This is a genomic window from Stenotrophomonas sp. RS-48, from assembly GCF_030053245.1.
In the GTDB taxonomy this organism is placed as follows: Bacteria; Pseudomonadota; Gammaproteobacteria; order Xanthomonadales; family Xanthomonadaceae; genus Stenotrophomonas; species Stenotrophomonas maltophilia_P.
This window is the reverse complement of sequence record NZ_JASGBV010000012.1, coordinates 1-20,983: the sequence shown is the minus strand read 5'-3', so window position 1 is coordinate 20,983 and position 20,983 is coordinate 1. Positions and strand designations below refer to the sequence as shown.

The window sequence follows — 20,983 nt, the reverse complement described above, 5'->3', positions numbered from 1 at the left end:
GTTCAACCTCGATCTTCAGTGCAGGGGGCGATGCCCGGCCTCAGGCCGCGGCTTGCCGGAATTCAGGAGTGCGCGACAGCAGCGAGAGCGAGAACACGCCCCAGTCCTGGCCGTCAGCATGGAAACCGCGCTCGACGAAGTGCCCGTAACGACCCTCGGCCAGGCTGCCGGCCTCGATCTGCTGGTCGGCTTCGAAGCTGCGCTGGCCGAACAGTTCGTCGATGGTCAGTGCGACGTCACCGCCGGCCTGGCGCATGATCAGCACGCGCTGCCCTTCCTGCTGCACGGTGCGTGTGCCTTCCAGGAAGTACTTCAGGTCGACCACCGGGAACAGGTTGCCGCGCAGGTTGCCCACGCCCAGCAGCCAGGGCTGCGCGCAGGGCACGGGCGTGACCGGCGGCATCGGCACGATCTCCACCACTTCGCGGAAATCGGACACCAGCCGGCGCTGGCCGACGCGATAGCCGACGCCTCGCCACAGGTCCTGGACGAATTGCCGGCCCGGCAGCTGCACCGCATGGGCCAGGCTGCGCCGTTCGTAGGCTTCGAGAATGTCGAAAGGCGAGCGCATCAGGCCACCAGTTCGTTGATCCGCGCGATCAGTTCATCCTCGCGCGGCGGCTTGACGATGTAGTCGGCCGCACCCTGGCGCAGCCCCCACGCCTTGTCGGTCTCCATCGCCTTGGTACTGACGATGATGACCGGGATGTGCCGGGTCGCGGCGTCGCGGGCCATCGCCCGGGTGGCCTGGAAACCGCTCATGCCCGGCAGGACCACGTCCATCAGCACCAGCTGCGGCACCTGGTCGCGGACAAGCTGCAGGCCATCCTCGGCGTTGTCCGCTTCCAGCACCTCGTGGCCGGCACGGCGCAGCCACTGGGTGAACACCGCGCGGTCGGTCGGTGAATCCTCGATCAGGACGATACGAGCCATTGTGCCTTTCCCCCCTGGTCAGGCGTTGACGTATGTGCGGATGGCACCCAGCAGTTCTTCGCGCGTAAAAGGCTTGGTCAGGTACTGCTCCGACCCGACGATGCGCCCCCGCGCCTTGTCGAACAGGCCATCCTTGGACGACAGCATGATCACCGGGGTCGCCTTGAACAGCTGGTTTCCCTTGATCAGCGCGCAGGTCTGATAGCCATCCAGACGCGGCATCATGATGTCGACGAAGATGATCTGCGGTTGCTGGTCGGCAATCTTCGCCAGCGCTTCAAAGCCGTCGGTGGCGGTGACCACCTCGCAGCCTTCGCGCTTGAGCAGCGTTTCCGCAGTCCTGCGGATGGTCTTCGAATCATCGATGACCATCACCCGGAGTCCTGCGAGTTCCCCGCCCGCAGTCGTGTTTTCAGTCATTGCCTATCCCCAAGCGCACGGCCCGGTCTCAGGCGGGGGCCGCTACGAAAGCGTATCTATATCGCACTTTCCGCGCCCGCTTCAAGGCCGGCCCATCACGCGGGCCGTGCTACCGGGCTGAACGTGACGGGGTTCGCATACGGTGCGCGGCCCGGGGGACGGACGCAGCGTTGCATCGCCGCGGGGAGGCGCACGGCGGGCGTTGCCGCTACCATCAACGCCTTGCCTGACAGGTGCGCCCATGCCGTTGAACGTCATCGTGGTGATGGACCCCATCGCCCACATCAAGATCGCCAAGGACACCACCTTCGCCATGCTGCTGGAAGCCCAGCGCCGCGGCCATGCCCTGCACTACGTGCGGCCGGGCGGACTGGCCCTGGAAGGTGGCGTGGCGGTGGCCCAGACCGCCCCGCTGCGGGTCCGCGACGACCCCGCCGGCTGGTACGAGCTGGGCGGGTTCAGCCGGACCGAGTTCGGTCCCGGCCAGATCGTGCTGATGCGCAAGGATCCGCCGGTCGATGCCGAATACGTTTACGACACCCAGGTGCTGGACGTGGCCGCTGCGGCCGGCGCCTGCGTGGTCAACAATCCGCAGGGCCTGCGCGACTACAACGAAAAACTGGCCGCGCTGCTGTTCCCGCAGTGCTGTCCGCCGACCCTGGTCAGCCGCGACGCCAAGGCATTGAAGGCCTTCGCGCTGGAACATGGCCAGGCCGTGCTGAAGCCCCTGGATGGCATGGGAGGGCGCTCGATCTTCCGCAGCGGCCAGGGCGACCCGAACCTGAACGTGATTCTGGAAACGTTGACCGACGGCGGACGCAGGCTGGCGCTGGCACAGAAGTTCATCCCGGACATCAGTGCCGGCGACAAGCGCATCCTGCTGATTGACGGCGAGCCGGTCGACTACTGCCTGGCGCGCATTCCGCAGGGCGACGAGTTCCGCGGCAACCTGGCCGCTGGCGGGCGCGGCGAAGGCCGTCCGCTGAGCGAGCGCGACCGCTGGATTGCCGCGCAGGTGGGACCGGAAATGAAGCGCCGCGGCATGCGCTTCGTCGGCCTGGATGTGATCGGCGACTACCTGACCGAAGTCAACGTCACCAGCCCCACCTGCGTGCGCGAACTGGACGCGCAGTACGGCCTGAACATCGCCGGCACGCTGTTCGACGCGCTCGAGGCCGGCCTGCACTGATGCCCGCCGCACCCGCCGTCCTGCCACCGCCGCCGCGCGAAGCGCAGCGGCTGGGTGCCACCCTCACCCTGTCGGTGCTGGTCCACGTCCTGCTGATCCTGGGGGTGGGTTTCGCCGTGAAGGGCGAGGCCCCACTGGTGCCCACGCTGGAAGTGATCTTCAGCCAGACCCGCACCGCGCTGACGCCGAAGCAGGCGGACTTCCTGGCCGCCGCCAGCCAGGAAGGCGGCGGTGACCACGACCGCGCGCAGCGTCCGCGCGACAACCAGGCCGGGATCGTGCCGCAGGCCCAGGCCGGGGTCAGCCCGGTGCCACAGCAGCAGCAATCCGCAGCGCCCGTGCCACCGCCGCAGGCCCGCGTGGTCAGCAGCCGCAATGGCCAGGACACGGTGGCACGTGCGCAGGCCCAGCCAACGCCACTGGAACCGGTGCCGGACGCACCGATGACCGCACGCGAGCAGCGCGATGCGGAGATGGCGCGGCTGGCAGCCGAGGTCCACCTGCGCTCGGCGCAGTACGCCAAGCGACCGAACCGCAAATTCGTCTCGGCCAGCACACGCGAATATGCCTATGCCAATTACCTGCGCGCCTGGGTCGACCGCGCCGAGCAGGTCGGCAACCTGAACTATCCGGACGAGGCACGGCAACGCCGTCTCGGCGGCCAGGTGGTCATCAGCGTTGGCGTGCGTCGCGATGGCAGTGTGGAAAGCAGCCGCATCCTGCGTTCAAGCGGAACACCGCTGCTGGATGAGGCCGCGCTGCGGGTGGTGACGCTGGCACAGCCGTTCCCGCCGCTGCCGCGTACCGAGGACGGGATCGACATCCTGCAGGTCACCCGCACGTGGGTGTTCCTGCCCGGCGGCGAACTGCGCGACGACCGGTAGTGGGGGGGTGTTGCCCGGGCCTGCGACCCGGGACCCGCTGAAGGCAACAGCAACGTCAACAGCAAAAGCGGCGGTCAGTGTAGTGACGCCTGGCGGGGCGGTGCCGGGCGGTGGGGACGCCGCAGGTACGTCTGTGCAGGCTCAGCCGTTGGCCTTCGCCTTGGCCTCGCGCGCGGCCTGCTGCTCGACCAGGGTCAAGGCCACGTTGTCGCGCAGGTAGGCCGGTTCCACCCTCTCCGGCGCGATGCCCTCGCCACGTGCCAAGGCCGGCACCGCCAACGCCAGCACGTCCGATGCCCGCGGCAGCGCCGCGGCGTCGAACCCCCGCAGGCCTGCCCCCAGCTGCGTGACCAGCGCGCCCTCGGCCGCACCGAATCCCGTGCCGACACCGAACACCGACAGATCGTCCGGCAACGCTACTGCGGCCGGTGCGCACACCCGCTCTGCATCGCACGGCATCGGCAGGCCGTCCACGCGCTCGAAACGCGCGACGTAGAGTTCGCCCATCCGTGCATCGATCGCCGACAGGATCTGCCTTTCCTCTGCCGGCGCACGCAGCGCCAGCACCTGCAGGGTCGATACCGGCAGCAGCGGACGGTCCAATGCCAGTGCGATGCCTTGGGCAAGGGCGATCGCCAGGCGCACCCCGGTGAAGGCACCCGGACCACGACTGAGTGCGATGCCATCGAGCTGGCGGCGGCTGATACCGGCCTCGGCCAGCAGCGCGTCGGCCCACGGCAGGCTCAGCTCGGCATGCCGGCGCGGGGCGATCTCGAAGCGTTCCAGGACCTGCCCGTCCACGTGCAGGGCAACGGAACAGGCTTCGGTGGCGGTTTCAAAGGCGAGCAGTTTCATCGGGTCGGATCAGAACAGGGGGAACGTGCCACCCGGGGCGGGGTGCGTGGCCGCCACAGGGGCGTCCGGCGCTCCAGCATCGGTCGCGGGATGCCATTGTGGCGCAAAGAAGGACTGCACATCGGCCAGACTGCGGGTACGGCGGAAAGGTGGCAGCGAATCGAGGAAGATCCGGCCATAGCCACGGTTGAGCAGACGCGGGTCGCACAGCACCAGCACGCCGCGATCGCTCTCACTGCGGATCAGCCGGCCGACGCCCTGCTTCAGCGCGATCACGGCCTGCGGCAGCTGCTCGTCGCGGAACGGATTGCCCCCCTGGCTGCGGATCGCCTCCAGCCGCGCCTCGTAGACCGGATCGTCCGGCGCGGCAAAGGGCAGCTTGTCGATCACCACGACGCTCAATGCTTCGCCGACCACGTCCACCCCTTCGCGGAAACTGGCCGAGCCCAGCAGCACGCCGTTGCCGGAATCGCGGAACTGCTGCAGCAAGGTGGCGCGTGGCGCCTCGCCCTGCACGAACAGCGGCCACGGCCCATCGCGCAGCGCCTCAGCCGCTTCGCGCAGGGCCCGGTGCGAGGCGAACAGCAGGAATGCACGGCCCTGCGAGGCCTGCAGCACCGGCCGCAGGACCTGGATGAGCGAGGTGCCGAACCCCCGCGCGGCGGGATCGGGCAGGCCTTCGGGCAGGTAGCACAGTGCCTGCTCGGGCCAGTTGAATGGACTGGACTGGACCAGTGTCTGCGGATCATCCAGGCCGAGCCGGCGGGCGATGTGATCGAAGCCACCACCGACGGTCAGCGTCGCCGACGTGAAGATCCATGCGGCACGACTGCGCTCGCGATGCTCACGCAGCGGACCGGACACATCCATCGGCGTGCGCTGGCAGCGGAATCCGCGCGGGGTAAGTTCGTACCAGAGCACATCGGCGCTCGCCGCCTGCGCAGGGTCGGCATCGAAATCAAGCGCCGGTTCGTCATCGCCCAGCCAGCGCCCCAGACGCGATACCGCCTCGCGCGCACGTGCGTGGCAGGCATCGAGGCCTGCAGCGGCTTCGCGCAGCGGCTGCAGCGCCTGCTCCAGATTCACCAGACCGGTCATGACCGCATCAAAGCCATCGCGCACCTGCGGCATCGCCAGTGCGCGCCACTGCGTGCCACGGGATGGCAGGCCATCCATGGCCGAGCGCAGCGCACGCAGTGCCTCCTGCAGCTGATCGACCGGCGCCTGCAGCGCTGACTGTGCGCCACCGACACCGCGCGCCTCGGCCAGACAGTCCCGGCCCAGCTCCTGCCAGGGTCGCATGCCGAAGCCCTCACCGAAGAACTGCGCTGCCAGTTCAGGCAACTGGTGCGCCTCATCGATGACGAAGGCCTGTGCGCCCGGCAGCAGCTCTCCGAAGCCCTCCTGCTTCAGCGCAAGATCGGCCAGCAGAAGATGATGGTTGACCACCACCACGTCCGCAGCCTGTGCGCGTTGCCGCGCGCGCACCACGAAGCAGTCATCCCAGAACGGACACTCGGTGCCCAGGCAGTTGTCGACGGTGGAGGTAACCATCGGCAGCAAGGGTGAGTCATCGGCCAGGCCTTCCAGTTCCGCGATGTCGCCATGTTCGGAACGACCGGACCAGGCCAGGATGCGCTGGAACTGCGCCGCCTGCTCCGGGCTGGAGAAGCGTGGCTCGCCACGCGCCTGCTGCAGGCGGTAACGGCACAGGTAATTGCTACGCCCCTTCAGCAGCGCGCTGCGCAGGCCGACCCCCAGTGCCTGGCGCACGCGTGGCAGGTCGCGATGGTAGAGCTGGTCCTGCAGTGCACGGGTACCGGTGGAAATGATCGTACGCAGGCCGGACAGCAGCACCGGCACCAGGTAGGCGAAGGTCTTGCCGGTGCCGGTGCCGGCCTCGGCCAGCAGCAGGTCGCGCTGCTGCAGCGCATCGGCGATGGCCTCGGTCAGGCGCAGCTGTGCCGGACGCGGGACGAAGGCATCCAGGTGCGAGGCAAGCGCGCCGCCTGCGCTGAGTGCTTCGCGGCTGGCGTGGACAAGGTCGGACATCAGACGGAAAGGATACCGGGCCGGGCGCTGCCCGGCACCCGTTTGTAGCGTCGAGCTTGCTCGACTGAACTGGAAGGGGTCAGAGCCGTTTCCTTTCGGAAAACGGCTCTGACCCCATCGCGAGCGCGCGACCGGCTTCTGATCTTTCTGTTCTCGCCCGCGGCCCGCGCGGCGTGTGACGCGCCCGATGGAGGGGAATACCTCAGTACCGCTTGATGCCCGGTACCGTGCACCCTTCCAGCTGTGCATGCGCCGACACCGCGTTCTCCTTCTCCCCGCGCGCCAGCCGTGACTGCTCGATCGTCGCCCAGTGGCGCCGGCACAGCGGCCCGGTCTTCGACCCCAGATCGATGGCCTTGCGCGCGAACGTCTCCGCCTCCGGCCACTTGCCCTGCAGCAGGGCGATTTCGGCCCGCTCCTGCAGCACTGCGGGGTCTCCGGCGACGATCTGCAGCGCCTGGTCCAGGCTGGCGGCGGCGGCCGGCAGATCGTTGGCCTGGCGCTGCGTCAGCGCGGTCTGGCGCAGATCCTCAACCTGTGGATCGCGCAGCGGCTGCACCGACAGTTCCTTGTCATCCGGTCCCGCCGCCGCTTCGACCGCAGCCAGGCGCTGCACCGGCGTGGTGGTAGCGGCGACCGGCTTGACCACCGGCGGCGCGCTGCTGACACAGGCGGCCAGCACCACAGTGAGGCCGGCCAGGGTGAGCGGATGCAGGAAAGTTCGAAGCGTCATCGGATTCATCGACTCGGAGGAGGAGTGGTCGCCGCCGGCGCGGCTGCGGGTTCTTCCGCCGGTTCCGGCTTGCGATCCAGGCCGAACCAGCTGCGCCAGCCACCGCCTTCGCTGCCGGCGCCGTCCTGGGCTTCGGGCGAAACCGCCGGCGCGCAGGGCGCATATGCCGGCGCATAGCCGACCACGAACGGGAAGCGCCGCGCGCCAGGACAGCCCTCATCGGTACTGTTGGTGCCGCTGGCGGCGATCGGCTGCCAGTCCAGCCCCTTGTTGCTGACCCGCAGCGGCGCGCTCGGCAGGCGCTGGAAGATGCCCGACCACACGCGCATCGCACCGGTGGCACCATACAGCCCGGCCTGCTCGTTCTGGTCGTTGCCCATCCAGATCACCGCCAGGTGGTCGCCGGTGTAGCCGGCATACCAGCTGTCGCGGCCATCATTGGTGGTACCGGTCTTGCCGGCCGGCTGCAGGCGGCCCAGGCCGTCTGCGTTGAGGCGCTGCGCGGTGCCGCTGGCAACCACCTGCTGCAGGCCGATGCTGATCAGGTTGGCCGCGATCGAATCGCCTTCCTGTGCCGGCGCAGGCGACTTGTCATAGCGCTTGAGCAGCTTGCCCTGCGGATCAAGCACGCCACGCACCGCGTGCAACGGCTGGATCTCGCCGCCCGAGGCCAGGAACTGGTACAGCTGCGCCATCGCATACGGGCTCTGGTCGGTCGAGCCGAGAATCACGGCCGGATTCGGTTCGGCCTTGATGCCGGCCAGCACGTGGATCAGCTGGGTCACACGCTCTGGACCGACCTGCATGCCGACCCGCACCGTGGCCTGGTTGTAGGAATTGGCCAGCGCATCGATCAGCCGCACGGTGCCATGGCTGCGGTTGTCCGCATTGCCCGGGCTCCAGTTGCGGCCACGGCTCAACTGGACGGTCACCGGCGAATCGTCAACCCAGCTCGCCAGCGAGTAGCGGTCTGGCTGGGCCAGCGCCAGCAGGTATACGAACGGCTTGAGCAGCGAGCCGACCGGGCGCTGCGCCTCGATGGCGCGGTTGAAGCCGACCTCGGAGACCTCGCGGCTGCCGATCACTGCCAGCACGTCGCCGTTATGCACGTCGGTCAGCACCATGCCGGCCTGCAGCTCGGGACGGCGCTTGCTCTCCAGCGACTTGATGGTACGGGTCACAGCGCCTTCGGCGTAGGCCTGCGCGGACGGCGACATGCCGGTCATGACGCTCAGGCCCGCGCCCTGCAGTGCGGACTCGGGATAATCGTGGCCGAGCTGGCGACGGACCAGATCGACATAGGCCGGGAAGCGGTTGGCGGCGACCAAGCCCGGTGTCTTCGGCACCCCCAGCGGAGCCTTCAGCGCCCGCTGGTATTCGGCATCGTCGATCAGCGCCGCTTCGCGCAGCTTGCCCAGCACGAAGTTGCGACGATCCAGCGCACGTTCCGGGTTGCGCCGCGGGTCGTAGTAGGACGGGCCCTTGACCAGGCCGATCAACAGCGCGATGTGCTCGGTTTCCAGCGACGACAGGTCGCGGCCGAACCAGAATTCGGCGCCGGAGGACATGCCATGGATCGCCTGGCTGCCGCGCTGGCCCAGGTACACCTGGTTCAGATACGCCTCGAAAATGGTGCGCTTGTCGTAACGCGCTTCCATGATCAACGCGTACAGCACTTCATTGAACTTGCGGGTGAGGGTCTGCTCCTTGCCGATACCGAGCAGGCCGCTGCGGGCCAGCTGCTGGGTCAGCGTGGACGCACCCTGCCGGCTCTGCCCGCCGGAACGGACGGTCACCCAGACCGCACGGGCGATGCCCGACAGGTCGATGCCGTGATGGCGGTTGAAGTCCTTGTCCTCCACCGCCTGCAGGCCGGTCACCAGCAGGTCCGGCGCCTCGTCCATGCGGATCAGGCGACGCTCTTCCTGCTTCTGGCCGTACAGCGTGGCGATGCGTGCAGGATCCAGGCGGGCGGCCTTGAGCGCCTTGCGGCTGTCGGCATCGCGCAGCGACGCGACGGTGCCGCCAGCGAGCGACAGCTCGACGCGACGTGCGGCCACCCGGCCATCGACGTCGGCGTAGCCACGGCTGGCAATGACGAAGCGGCCACCCTTCACCGCGTAGGTGGCCGGCTCCCTGCCTTCGCCGTCATCGCGGTAGGCGGACGCGGCCAGTTCAGTCTTCAGGGTCGCCGCATCCATCGCCTTGCCGGGCGTCAGCACCAGCGGGCGGGCGTAGACACGGGTCGGGATCTGCCAGCGCAGCTCTCCGAAACGCTGGGTCACCTGCTGGTTGAGGTACAGGGTGTACGGGATCAGGAAACCCAGTCCCAGTGCGACCGCTGCCATGCTCCAGGTGATCAGCCTGCGTCGCCAGGGCGAGCTGCCGCCCTCCTGGTCGTCGTCGTCGAAATCGTCGTGGTCGTCGGAATCGTAGCGTCGGGGCACGGGAAAAGCATGGCAGGGGCGTCAGCGGAGTCTACCCCAGCCCTTTCCCCAAGACAGGTTCGATCGGTCGTCCGTTCAGCGATGGCCCGGCGGCAGCGGACCGGCCCGGCCGCGGATGCCGTCCCACAGCCCCTTCAACATGAACCGCAACCGAATCCAGCGCGGCGCCAGGAACAGCCCGTTGCCCACCAGCTTCAGCAGCAGGCGTGGCACGTCCTGCGCGATCCAGACCCGCGGCGTATAGGCGCGCCCGTAGAGCAGCACGCGGTTGCGCATGATGAAATACAGGCGGAACGGCTTGTGCACGATCACGCCGTCCGGCTTCGCCCGCGACGGCAGCAGTTCCTCGCCGATGCTGTGGCTCATCTGCGCATCGCAGATTCCGTACAGCGCGTGGCCACTGCGTTTGGCGCGGAAGCACCAGTCCATGTCCAGGTTGTCGATGAACAGGCTTTCGTCCATCGCACCGATGTCACGCAGCGCCGACATCGGCACCAGCGATCCGGACGTGATGAGGAAGTCGCAGGAGATGCGCTGGCCCGGGCCGCCACGCAGCTTGTGGTTGAAGGGGAAGCCGAAGCGGACGAACGGGGCGAGCATGCCGCTGCGTGCGTCGCGGAACTGCGGTCCCACCGCAGCGATCCGCTCATTGCCCGCCAGCTCGACCAGCGCGGTGCCCAGCACGTCGACCATGCCCGGCTCCAGCACGCTGTCCTGGTCCATCAGCAGCACGTAGTCGAACCCCAATGACTGGGCCTGCTCATACGACCGGTTCAGCGCACTGCCGAGCCCGACGTTGTGCGGCGAGGCCAACAGGCTGATGCCGGGCGCCGCGCCCAGCAGCGCTTCCACATCCACACCACGGCTGCCGTTGTCGAACACCACCAGATGCCCGACCTGCTGCAGCACGCTGTCGACCACCCGCCGCAGCAACTCCGGATCGGGGCCATAAGTAACGATCACGGCGCAGACGCGGTGCGCGTCGAAGGCAGCACGCGCTGCCGGCATCTGCGAAGTCATTGGATTCCCTGCACGAGGTCGCTGGCCGCCGAACGCAGGCCGTTGGAAAAACGATGATAGCGGCCACTGCCCAGCTCACGGGCGATGTGCAGCATGCGGGACGGCAGCCGGGTTGGCGCGCAGGCCCGCGCCTCGGCATGGCGCAGACGCTGGTCCAGTGTCGCCAACTGTGCGGCATCCAGTGCCGGCCGGCCCAGCCGCGCCTGCTCCTGCAACGAGCGCAGGCGTGCCAACGCCGCCGCGAGATAGGTGCGGCGCGCGGAACCACTGCCCACGGCCCGCTCCAGCAGCCCGCGCTGGCGCGCGCCCACCTGGTTGTCGCCATGCTGCCGGTAGTCGGTGGTGATCGCTTCGATGCTGTCCAGTCCACCGCTTGCCGCCGCCACCAGCGCCAGCCATTCGTCATGGATCCAGCCCTTGGCCACCGGCAGCGCCTGCGTGATCAGGCCACGCCGCAGCGCGGTCACGGCGCCGGTCACCAGATTGCGGCCCATCAGCAGCTCGAAGCCTTCACCGCGGTGTTCCCGGTCCAGGTCGCGGCGGCTGATCGACAGCGCCTTGAACAGGGTCGCCGGCAGCGGCCGGCCCTGCGCATCGACCAGCCGTGCATCGCTGTGCAGCAGTTGTACCGTGGGCCGCACGGCGAACGCCTGCAGGAAGGTGGCGACCTTGTCCGCATGCCACACATCGTCCTGGTCGCACAGGAAGACGATGTCGCCGCTGCAGGCCGACAACGCGGTTTCGAAATTGCGCACGTAACCGACGTTCTGCTCCTGCTGCCGCAGCACCACCTTGATGCCGGCCGCACGCAGCGCTTCAGCCTCGTGCAGGAGCACGGCCCACGTACCATCGGCAGAAGCATCGTCGACCATCACCACCTGTGTCGGCAGTACGCTCTGCGCGGCGATACTGCGCAGTTGGGCGGCGACATGGCGCTCACCCTGCCAGGTACACAAGGCAACGGAGACGGTGGGTGCGACGCTGGACATGTTCTGGGGAGCGGCCGGAGCGGCTGGACTATACCCGACTGGCACCACCGGCACGAATGGTCGTCGCATCATCGCGGCTGCGGCTCGCCACCTGCGCGCCGCAGCCGCTCCTCGAATGGCGGCAGTTCGGCCAGGTCCGGTTGCAGCCGCCGCGCCTGCTCGGCGGCATGCGAGGCAAATGCCAGATCGCCGCTGCCGAGCCGTTCGCTGCCGATCGCCAGCCAGCGCTGGGCCAGGCGCAGCCGTGCGGTCGGCAACCCGGCGTCGGTCGGCGCCAGCGTCTGCCACGCCTGCAGACAGGCGCCGGCGGCCTGCACCCGGTTCTGGCGCAGGTTGTCGTCGAAGCACTGGCGGCTGGCCGGCAGCAGCCGCGTGGCAGCCGCTTTCACGCGGGTGTCCCGTGGGGCCAGCGACTGCGCTTCGCGCAGCGCATCGAAGGCACTGTGCCCGGGCGGACTGATCCATTGCCCTGCACGCTCGGCGCGTTCGACCTGGCGCAGGTGATCACGCAGCTGTCGCTCACGCTGGCTGTTGCTGATCGACGGCTGCTGCAGGGCCTGCTGCGCCTGCCGTGCACGCTGCAGGCGCTGCTCGAGCTGCTGCCTAGCCGCTGCCGAGGCACCCAGCGACGCTGCCAATGCGGCATCGCGCTGTGCCGCCTCGAACTGGAAGTCATCGGCCCGCTTCTGGCTGCGTGCGAGGACCGCCTGCAGTGTCTGCTCCCGGCCGCGCTGGGCACTGGGATCGTCGGCCGCCACCGCCAGGACCGCCTGGAAGCCCGCCGCCGCCGCTTCCAGCTGCTGTCGTTTCAACGCACGCTGCGCCTGCCGCAATCGCTGATCCATCGCCTGCGCCAATGCTTCCTGGCTGGCCGGCAGGTCGGCGTGCCCGGCATCGAACTGACGTGCCCGCTGCACCACCGCGGCCGCGTCGGCCAGATCACCTCGCGCGGCCAGGGCACGCGCCTGCTGCAGCAGGTCACTCAGTGCATCCTCGCGACCTTCCAGCGCCGATAGGTTGTCCGGCTGCAGGGCCAGAATGCGCTGGAACATCGGCAGGGCGCTGCTGTCGCCGTCATCCAGGCGCCCGGCGGCGAGTGCGTTGCGCGCCTGCGCAAGCATCGCGCCAATCCCTGCCCCGGCCGTGCGACGTGCCTGCAGCTGGCGCGCCAGCGCATCGGTCTGGCTCTGCGGCACCTGCAGCTCGCGTGCCAGCGCCAAGGCCTGCGCACTGGCGTCCAGTTCCCCGGCCTGCAGCCGGTCCCGCGCCTGCTGCAACGCAGCGGCACCGGTCCGTGCCAGGCCCTCGCGCGCCTGCGGGCGATCGCCGTCGAGCGCAAGCGCGGCCTGGTAGCGCTCGCGCGCACCACTGCCATCGATGGCGCTCAGCCGTCCCGCCGCCAGCGCACGATCACCTTCGGCCAGCAGCTGTTCGATCTGCGGTTCGTCCCAGAACCAGTCCGCCAGCGGCTTGCGCAGCAGCACCAGCAGCACGAACACCGCCATCGCCGCCACCAGCGCCCAGCGCCAGACCCGGCGCGCATGCCGCGCCTGCAGCCACCACCAACGGCCTTCACGGCGGACGCGGTCCAGCGCAGGATGTTCGGCGCCGTGAGGGCGATGCGGAGGCTCGCGTTCCATGCGTGCAGGGTAGCCGGGGTGGCGTGAAGCTCAGCCGAGGCGACGTGCCTCGCTGACACCGGGCAAGGCATCGAGCTTGCCCAGCAGCGTCGACAGCTGGCCGTAATCGCTCACCTTCAGCCGCAGGCGCAGGTGGGCGCGGCCGCTGTTGCGCACGTTGTCGCTGTGGATGTCGAGCACGTAGGCGTCTTCCTGGGCGATCAGGTTGGTGATGTCCTTCAGCAGCCAGCGGCGATCAACCGCATCGACCACCACGTCCACTTCGTAACCGCCGCCCGCCTGCCCCCATTCCACCGGCAGGATGCGTTGCGGGCTGGCCGCGGCAAGGCGGGCCAGCGCTGCACAGTCTGCGCGATGCACCGTGACACCGCGGCTACGGGTCAGGTAGCCGACGATGGGTTCGCCCGCCACCGGCTGGCAGCAGCGTGCCAGCTGCACCAGCAGGTTGCCCACGCCCTGCACAGTGAACTTGGACTTGCCCAGGTTCTCGCGCCGTGCGGTCGGGCGTGGCAGGGTCGGCGGCGGCGCTGGCTGGCTGGCCGCACGTTCGGCCTCCAGCAGCGCGCGGCTGATCTGGTTGGGGCCGGTATCGCCCAGCGCCACCTGGATGTACAGGTCGTCGACGCTGTCGGCATGGAACTTCTTCGCCGCGGCCGCCAGATCCGAATGCTGCAGCCCGAGCCGCTTGAGCTCGCGCTCCAGCAGTTCGCGGCCGGCCTGCACGTTGCGCGCGCGGTCAAGCTTGTGGAACCAGCTGCGTACCTTCTCGCGCGAGCGGTTGCTGGCCAGGAAGCCGTTCGCCGGTATCAGCCAGTCGCGGCGCGGATCGGCCTCCTTGCCGGTAAGGATCTCCACGCGGTCGCCGCTGCGCAGGCGGTAGGTCAACGGCACGATGCGGCCGTTCACCTTGGCGCCGCGGCAGCGGTGTCCCACCATGGTGTGCACCTGGTAGGCGAAGTCCAGCGGCGTGGCCCCCTGCGGCAGATCCAGCACTTCGTCCTTCGGGCTCAGCGCATAGACGCGGTCCTCGGTGAGCTCCGCATCCAGTGCCCCGGCCAGTTCATTGCCCTGCCCGTCCTGCGCCTGCTCCAGCAGCTGGCGCATCCAGGTGATCTTGCGGTCGAAGGACTTTTCGGCGCCCTTGCCACCTTCCTTGTACTTCCAGTGCGCAGCCACGCCCAGTTCGGCCTGCGCATGCATCTCGTGGGTGCGGATCTGCACTTCGATGGTGCGCCCTTCCGGGCCGACCACGGCGGTGTGCAGCGAACGGTAGTCGTTGGCCTTGGGTCGGGCGATGTAATCATCGAACTCGCTCGGCACCGGCGCCCACAGCGCGTGCACCACGCCCAGCACGGCGTAGCAGGCCGCGACGTCGTCGACCATCACCCGCACCGCACGGATGTCATACAGCTGGTCGAACGCCAGCCGCTTCTTCTGCATCTTCCGCCAGATGCTGTAGATGTGCTTCGGCCGCCCGCTGACCTCGGCCTTGATGCCCTGGGCCGACAGTTCGCGCGAGAGCACCTTCTTGACGTTCTCGACGTAACGTTCGCGGGCGATGCGCGTTTCATCCACCTCGCGGGCGATGCGTCGGTAGGTGTCCGGCTCCAGATGGCGGAACGCCAGATCTTCCAGCTCCCACTTCAGCTGCCAGATGCCCAGGCGGTTGGCCAGCGGGGCATGGATGTCGCGGGTCAGCTGGGCCAGCGCGCGGCGCTGCTCCTCCTCCAGCCTGTCGGCCGCGCGCATGCGCGCCAGCTGCCGCGCCAGCAGGATCGGCACCACCCGCAGGTCGCGGATGATCGCCAGCAGCAGCCGGCGCAGGCCCTCACTGTTGCGTCCGGCCTCGCGACCGGCGTGCAGCGCCCATACCGGGTCGGCCGCGTCCTGACCGTCGAGCAGGCCGATCACCGCCGCCCGGTGGCTGCCAAGCGGCAACTGCTCCAGGTGGGCGCGCAGGCCGGGCAGGTCGAACAGCAGGGCCGCGACCACCGCGCCTTCGTCCGCCGAGAGCATTGACAGGGCATCGAGGGTGTCGCCCAGCACCGACCAGCTGGCGCGCATCTGCGTGTCAGTCCCGGCAGCTTCCCAGTACTCGCGCAGGGCCTGGCGCAGCGGAGCGGGCAGCACCGCTGCCGAGGGACGGTTCAACAAGGCATCCAGGCCGGGGACGGAAGCGCGGTTCACAGCATCGAGCAGGCAAGACAGAGGCCCCTACACTAGCGCCGGCACCGTTCAGGGACAATCGCCACCGCTGCATCGCCGGGCATGAGCACATGCCGCTACACTCGCGGGCAAACCCCGGAGAGACCTGTCATGCCTTCCATTGTCCTGCGCGCCCGTCCACGGCTGCTGGCCTGTGCCGCCGTGCTGTTGTCCCTGTCCGCGCCCGCCCTGGCGCAGCGCGTAGTGGAGGGCGATCTGCAGCAGCAGATGTCACCGGCCGAGTTCAAGGCCGCCGGCCTGGACAAGCTCAGCGCCGCCGAACTGGCCTCGCTCAACCGCTGGCTGCAGGGCAAGGTCGAAGCCGCTGCCACCGAGGCGGTCGCCGCCGTGCGCGAGGAAGCGCGCGAGGAGGGGCGACAGGAAGTGATCCGCAAGAACCGTGGCTTCTTCGACTTCGGCAGCAATGAGCCGATCACCGGTGTGCTGCAGGGCGAGTTCCGCGGCTTCGGCAAGGGCCGCGTCTATTCGCTGGACAACGGCCAGCAATGGGAACAGACCGACACGACGTCAATTTCCGGTGTCCGCAGGCAATCACCCAAGGTCAGCATCACCCCGGGCGTGATGGGTGTGTGGTACCTGAAGGTCGAGGGCGTCAATACCCAGCCCAAGGTCCGTCGCACCAAGTAACGCGCAATCCGTCCGAATGCAGCCGGGCACTGCCCGGCTGCACGCTTCATGCCTGGCGCAGTGCCGCCACCCGCTGCGCCAGCTTCTTGGCCGAGATGCCGGTGCGCGCCCCCAGTTCCTGGGCGAACAGCGAAACCCGCAGCTCCTCCAGATCCCAGCGCAGCGCCTGCCACTGTGGCCGCTCGCGCAGGCCCTGCTGTTCACCGGCAGCCAGCGCCTCCAGGAACGGATGCAGTTCCAGCATGCGCGCCTGGTCACGTGGCGGGTCACGCTTGGCACGTTCGGTGCGAAGGATCATCGCCTTCAGGTAACGGGGATACTGGGCCAGCGCATCAGCCGGTGTGTCGCGCAGGAAGCCGGGGTGGATCAATCCCGCCAGCTGCGCTTCCATGTCGTCCAGGTTGCCCCGTGCCCAGCCCATCAACGGCGCTTCCAGCATCGGCTTCAGTTCCGCCACCAGCGCCAGGATGGTCTCGGCCAGCTTCAGCCGCGACATCGCCTCGCCGAACAGGGCCTTGGCTGCATGCTCGCGGCGCTGTTCGAAGGCCGCCGCATCGCGGATGTCTTCCAGTCCTTCGGCCAGCACGGCGTTCATCGCCGCATCCACCAGATCGCCTCGCAGGCGCTCCTGCGATTCGATCGCCGCATACAACAGGCCCGTCTTGGCACCGACCGGCAGCTGCTTGCGGGCCTGCTTGACCTTGTCGGCCAGCGCGATTTCCAGCAGGCGGCGCACGCCCAGTGGATGGGCCTCCTCGGCCTGCTGGCGGTCGGCGAAGATGCGCAGGGCCACACTGTCCCCCTCGTCCAGCAGCGCTGGATAGGCGGGCACGCCCGCCTCACCGGGTACCTGCAGTGGAATCGGCGCAGCCGGGAAGGTGCGCAGCCCATCGGCCGCCATCTCGCGACCGGCACGCGCGGCAAAGGCATCACCGGCCCGGCCGCCGAATCGCGCCCGCAACGCGTCGAGGTCACGTGAGGTGGCCAGCACCTTGCCCTGCTCGTCGCGCAGTCGCAGATTCATGTGCAGATGCGGCTCGATGGAATCCGGCTCGAAATCAGTCGCCGCGACCGGGGCGCCGGTCGCGCGCGACAGGAAGCGTGCCAGTTCGCCGGTGATCGCATCGGCACTGGCATTGGGGAACGCCTCATGGAACGCACGGCCGAAATCCGGGGCCGGCACATAATTGCGGCGCATCGCCTTGGGCAGGCTGCGGATCAGCGCTGCCGCCTTGTCGGCGACGAAGCCTGGCGCCAGCCAGCCCAACTGCACTGGATCGAGCGCGTTGAGCAGGTGCAGCGGCACCTCCAGGGTGACACCATCATCTTCGGCACCCGGCTCGAAACGGTAGTGCAGCGGCAGCCTTGCCTGGCCCAGCGGCAGATACTTCGGATAACGCTCCTGTTCGCTGCCTTCGCCCGGCAGCAGGTCCGCCAGCGTCCAGTGCAGCCCCTTGCGCTGTGCGGGCGGCAGTTCCTTCCACCACGCGTCCAGGCCGGATGCCGAATGGATGTGGGGGGGAACCCGGTCCAGATACCAGCGCGCCTGCCAGTTTTCATCGGCAACGATGCCAGCCCGGCGCAGCTTCGCTTCTTCCTCGCGCGCCACCTCCAGCACCTTCTGGTTGTCTGCCACGAAGCTGGCGCGGGTGTTGATCTCGCCGGTCACCAGCGCCTGCCGCACGAAGATGTCGTGCGCCTCGCCGGGTGCGATGCGTCCATAATGCACCGGCTTCTTCGGCGCCAGCACCAGACCGAACAGGCTGATCTGTTCCGATGCCAGCACCTGGCCCTGCGCACGCGACCAATGCGGGTCGAAGTGCTTGCGCAGGAGCAGGTGCGGCAGCTCGGCAATCACCCAGTCCGGCTCGATCGCCGCCAGGGTCATGCCCCACACCTTCTGCGTGTCGAGCAGGTTGGCCACCAGCAACCAGGGGGGGGGCCGCTTGGACAGCACGGAACCGGGGAACGGCAGGAAGCGGCGCTGGCGCGGCGCGAGGAAATCCCCCTTCTCGGTGCGATGGCCGATCTGCGTAGGCAGGCCCGCCACCAGTGCACGATGCAGCGTCTGATAGGCCGAAGCCCGCACGCGTTCACTGAAGCCGCCGCCGGCAGGCGCCTGCTCTTTCTGCGCCCGTGCCGCCACCGGCGCCGGCACGGCGTCTGCCTTGCCCTCGCGGGCCAGGCGGGCAGCGCGGTGCAGCTGGCCCCGCGTGGCTTTCACCGCTGCCGCGTCATCACGTGCGGCCGCCGGCGCACTGCTGCCCGCCAGCAACGGTGCCATCGATGCTTCCACATGCTCTTCCTTCCAGCCCAGCTCCTCGCACAGCAGGCGTAGTTGGCGATGCAGCTCGCGCCACTCGCGCATGCGCAGGAATCCAAGGAAATGCCGCCCGCACCAGTCGCGCAGCTTGGATTGGGTCAGGTCTTCATGGGCCTGCCGGTAGGCATCCCACAGGCGCAGCACGCCGACAAACTCGGAGCGGCCGTCGGCGAACTGGGCATGCGCGGTGTCGGCGGCCCCCCGTGCCTCGGCCGGTCGCTCGCGCGGGTCCTGGATGCCCAGGAACGAGGCGATCACGAGCATCGGCCGCAGGCAGCCGGCCGCCTGTGCCGCCACCAGCATACGTGCCAGCTTCACATCCACCGGCAGGCGCGCCATCTGCTTGCCGATCGCGGTCATGCGCCGCTCGCTGTCGATCGCGCCCAGCTCGGTCAGCTGCTGCCAGCCATCGGCCACCGCACGTTCGTCCGGTGCTTCCAGGAAAGGAAAATCCTCGATGCGGCCCAGACCCAACTGCAGCATGCGCAGGATCACCCCGGCCAGGCTGGAGCGGCGGATTTCCGGATCGGTGAACTCCGGCCGGGCCTGGAAATCGGCCTCCGCATACAGGCGGTAGCAGATGCCCTCGGCGATACGGCCGCAGCGGCCCTTGCGCTGGTTGGCGCTGGCCTGCGAGATCGGCTCGATGTGCAAGCGGTCAAGCTTGTTGCGCGGGCTGTAACGCTTGACGCGGGCGAAGCCCGGATCGACCACATAACGGATACGCGGCACCGTCAGCGAGGTCTCGGCCACGTTGGTGGCCAGCACGATGCGCCGGCTCGGCCCGGGGTTGAACACCCGGTCCTGGTCCTGGTTGGACAGCCGTGCATACAACGGCAGCACCTCGGTATTGCGGTACCGGCGTCGCTCCAGCGACTGGTGGGCGTCGCGGATCTCACGTTCACCCGGCAGGAAGATCAGCACATCGCCCCGCGCGTCCAGGCGCGTGATCTCGTCGATCGCCGACACGATCGCATCGTTGACGGTGCGTTCGCCCTCCTGCTCGCCCTCGCCTTCCAGCGCGCGGTAGCGCACCTCGACCGGATAGGTACGGCCCTCCACGCTGATCACCGGCGCGTCGTCGAAATGCTGGGCGAAACGCTCGGTGTCGATGGTGGCCGAGGTGACGATCAGTTTCAGGTCCGGCCGCTTGCGCAGCAGCTGCTTCAGATAGCCGAGCAGGAAGTCGATGTTGAGGCTGCGTTCATGCGCTTCATCGACGATGATCGTGTCGTAGTTCGACAGCCAGCGGTCGCTGGCGATCTCCGCCAGCAGGATGCCGTCGGTCATGAACTTGATGCGGCTGTCCTCGCTGACCTTGTCGTTGAAGCGCACCTGGTAGCCGACCAGCTGGCCCAGCTCACTGTGCAGCTCCTGTGCCACGCGGCTGGCCACCGCGCGTGCGGCGATCCGGCGCGGCTGGGTGCAACCGATCATGCCGGCCTGGCCACGGCCGGCGGCCAGGCACAGCTTGGGCAGCTGGGTGGTCTTGCCCGAGCCCGTTTCGCCCGCGATCACCACCACCTGGTGATCCCGGATCAGCGCGATGATGGCATCGGCTTCACGCGCAATCGGCAGCTGGGGGTCCAGAGTAATGGCTGGTTGCTGCTGCGCCCGTTTCTGCCGGCGCTGCACCGACGCCTGCAAGGCCTGCTCGAAGGTAGCAGCCAGTGCCGCATCCTGTGGCTTGGCCTGGCAACGCGAGAGCATCCCCAGCAAACGGCCCCGGTCGCGGCTCATTGCGCCGTCGATGGCGGCGCGCTGTTGGCGCAGGCGGGACTGCGGCATTTTGTCGATAGCGTTCATCAATCGGTTCGTTTAAAACTTTGAAAGCAAACAGTCGTCAAGACTGATTTATTGTGAAGACCAACGATTCCACAAAGGAGGAACCCCATGGCGAAGACCAAGAGCCCGACCAAGGCCAAGACCGGCAAGCAGAAGCTTGCCGCTGCGGCGCCGTCGGCCCCCAATATCGATATCGGGATCACCCAGGGCGACCGCAAGAAGATCGCCGACGGTCTGTCGCGCTTCCAGGCTGACGCGTTCACGCTCTACCTGAAGACGCACAACTTCCACTGGAACGTGACCGGGTCGATGTTCAACTCGCTGCACACCATGTTTGAAACACAGTACACCGAGCAATGGGCGGCCCTGGACGATGTGGCCGAGCGCATCCGCGCGCTGGGCTTCAATGCCCCGGGCTCCTACCGGGAGTTCGCTGCGCTGACCTCGATCGCCGAGGAGCCGGGCCTGACCGACAGTGCGGACTGGCGGGAAATGGTACGCCAGTTGGTGGTCGCCAACGAAGCGGTCTGCCGTACGGCGCGTGAAGTGCTGGAGGTGGCGGCCAAGGGCGATGATGCCCCGACCGAGGATCTGATGACCCAGCGCCTGCAGACCCACGAGAAGTATGCGTGGATGCTGCGCTCCCTGCTCCAGTAAGGGTTGGGGGGTGTTCGGCAGGGCTGCGCCCTGCACCCGCAGAAGCAACTGCAACGGCAACGGCAACGGCCGGAGCAAAAGCGGGTTTCCTGTGGGTTGGCGGGGTGGGTCCGGTTGCGGGGGACGCCGCAAGTACGTCCCTGTAGGCTCGGTCGCGCCATCCATGGCGCTCACGCCCCCGCAACCGGACCCACCCCGCCTTC

Annotated in this window: 16 protein-coding genes; 4 read left to right on the top strand and 12 right to left on the bottom strand. The window is 68.4% G+C overall.

The window, feature by feature from the left end; genetic code table 11:
- Positions 1–40 precede the first annotated feature (40 nt).
- From QMZ25_RS02995 to pilG, 3 genes are read right to left on the bottom strand one after another with little or no spacing between them, the layout of a single operon-like run.
- Positions 41–571 carry a chemotaxis protein CheW gene (locus tag QMZ25_RS02995; RefSeq protein ID WP_053518924.1) on the bottom strand — a complete coding sequence of 177 codons (531 nt, stop codon included), beginning with the start codon at positions 569–571 and terminating at the stop codon, positions 41–43.
- Complete coding sequence (locus tag QMZ25_RS02990; protein ID WP_053518925.1) at positions 571–933, bottom strand: response regulator; 363 nt, start codon at positions 931–933, stop codon at positions 571–573. Before QMZ25_RS02990 ends, QMZ25_RS02995 begins: the two co-directional genes overlap by 1 nt.
- Positions 934–951: 18 nt before the next feature.
- Positions 952–1,353, bottom strand: a complete 402-nt coding sequence (pilG, locus tag QMZ25_RS02985) for a twitching motility response regulator PilG (protein WP_005418455.1) — start codon at positions 1,351–1,353, stop codon at positions 952–954.
- 241 nt (positions 1,354–1,594) lie between these two features.
- On the opposite strand from pilG, the gene gshB reads away from it, so the two are divergent.
- Positions 1,595–2,542: a glutathione synthase gene (gene gshB / locus QMZ25_RS02980; RefSeq protein ID WP_263175378.1), complete on the top strand. Its 948-nt coding sequence runs from the start codon at positions 1,595–1,597 to the stop codon at positions 2,540–2,542.
- The gene (locus tag QMZ25_RS02975; RefSeq protein WP_053518928.1) at positions 2,542–3,426 is read left to right on the top strand and encodes an energy transducer TonB; all 885 of its coding nucleotides are present in this window, start codon (positions 2,542–2,544) and stop codon (positions 3,424–3,426) included. Before gshB ends, QMZ25_RS02975 begins: the two co-directional genes overlap by 1 nt.
- A gap of 141 nt (positions 3,427–3,567) precedes the next feature.
- Here the strand turns inward: QMZ25_RS02975 and tsaB are convergent, their stop codons facing one another.
- From tsaB to QMZ25_RS02935, 8 genes are all read right to left on the bottom strand, one after another.
- On the bottom strand, positions 3,568–4,281 hold the full coding sequence (gene tsaB, locus QMZ25_RS02970; protein WP_065174785.1) for a tRNA (adenosine(37)-N6)-threonylcarbamoyltransferase complex dimerization subunit type 1 TsaB: 714 nt from the start codon (positions 4,279–4,281) through the stop codon (positions 3,568–3,570).
- 9 nt (positions 4,282–4,290) lie between these two features.
- Positions 4,291–6,333: an ATP-dependent DNA helicase gene (locus QMZ25_RS02965; protein WP_180876597.1), complete on the bottom strand. Its 2,043-nt coding sequence runs from the start codon at positions 6,331–6,333 to the stop codon at positions 4,291–4,293.
- 202 nt (positions 6,334–6,535) lie between these two features.
- Positions 6,536–7,075, bottom strand: a complete 540-nt coding sequence (locus QMZ25_RS02960; RefSeq protein ID WP_277381009.1) for a hypothetical protein — start codon at positions 7,073–7,075, stop codon at positions 6,536–6,538.
- On the bottom strand, positions 7,072–9,513 hold the full coding sequence (gene mrcB, locus QMZ25_RS02955; protein WP_065174782.1) for a penicillin-binding protein 1B: 2,442 nt from the start codon (positions 9,511–9,513) through the stop codon (positions 7,072–7,074). Before mrcB ends, QMZ25_RS02960 begins: the two co-directional genes overlap by 4 nt.
- 75 nt (positions 9,514–9,588) lie before the next feature.
- Entirely contained in the window at positions 9,589–10,533 is a 945-nt protein-coding gene (locus QMZ25_RS02950) for a glycosyltransferase family 2 protein (RefSeq protein WP_065182607.1), read from the bottom strand.
- On the bottom strand, positions 10,530–11,522 hold the full coding sequence (locus tag QMZ25_RS02945; protein WP_283219104.1) for a glycosyltransferase: 993 nt from the start codon (positions 11,520–11,522) through the stop codon (positions 10,530–10,532). Before QMZ25_RS02945 ends, QMZ25_RS02950 begins: the two co-directional genes overlap by 4 nt.
- 68 nt (positions 11,523–11,590) lie before the next feature.
- Positions 11,591–13,162 (bottom strand): hypothetical protein, encoded by a 1,572-nt coding sequence (locus tag QMZ25_RS02940; RefSeq protein WP_283219103.1) that lies wholly within the window; start codon positions 13,160–13,162, stop codon positions 11,591–11,593.
- Positions 13,163–13,192: 30 nt separating this feature from the next.
- On the bottom strand, positions 13,193–15,349 hold the full coding sequence (locus QMZ25_RS02935; protein ID WP_053518941.1) for a bifunctional (p)ppGpp synthetase/guanosine-3',5'-bis(diphosphate) 3'-pyrophosphohydrolase: 2,157 nt from the start codon (positions 15,347–15,349) through the stop codon (positions 13,193–13,195).
- Between the two features lie 129 nt (positions 15,350–15,478).
- Between QMZ25_RS02935 and QMZ25_RS02930 the strand changes: the two genes are divergently transcribed.
- The gene (locus QMZ25_RS02930) at positions 15,479–16,015 is read left to right on the top strand and encodes a hypothetical protein (protein ID WP_065174777.1); all 537 of its coding nucleotides are present in this window, start codon (positions 15,479–15,481) and stop codon (positions 16,013–16,015) included.
- 46 nt (positions 16,016–16,061) lie between these two features.
- Here QMZ25_RS02930 and hrpA read toward each other — a convergent pair whose 3' ends face one another.
- Complete coding sequence (gene hrpA / locus QMZ25_RS02925; RefSeq protein ID WP_283219102.1) at positions 16,062–20,144, bottom strand: ATP-dependent RNA helicase HrpA; 4,083 nt, start codon at positions 20,142–20,144, stop codon at positions 16,062–16,064.
- 87 nt (positions 20,145–20,231) lie between these two features.
- Here hrpA and QMZ25_RS02920 point away from each other — a divergent pair, with 87 nt between their 5' ends.
- Entirely contained in the window at positions 20,232–20,780 is a 549-nt protein-coding gene (locus QMZ25_RS02920) for a Dps family protein (RefSeq protein ID WP_053518946.1), read from the top strand.
- Positions 20,781–20,983: the final 203 nt, after the last annotated feature.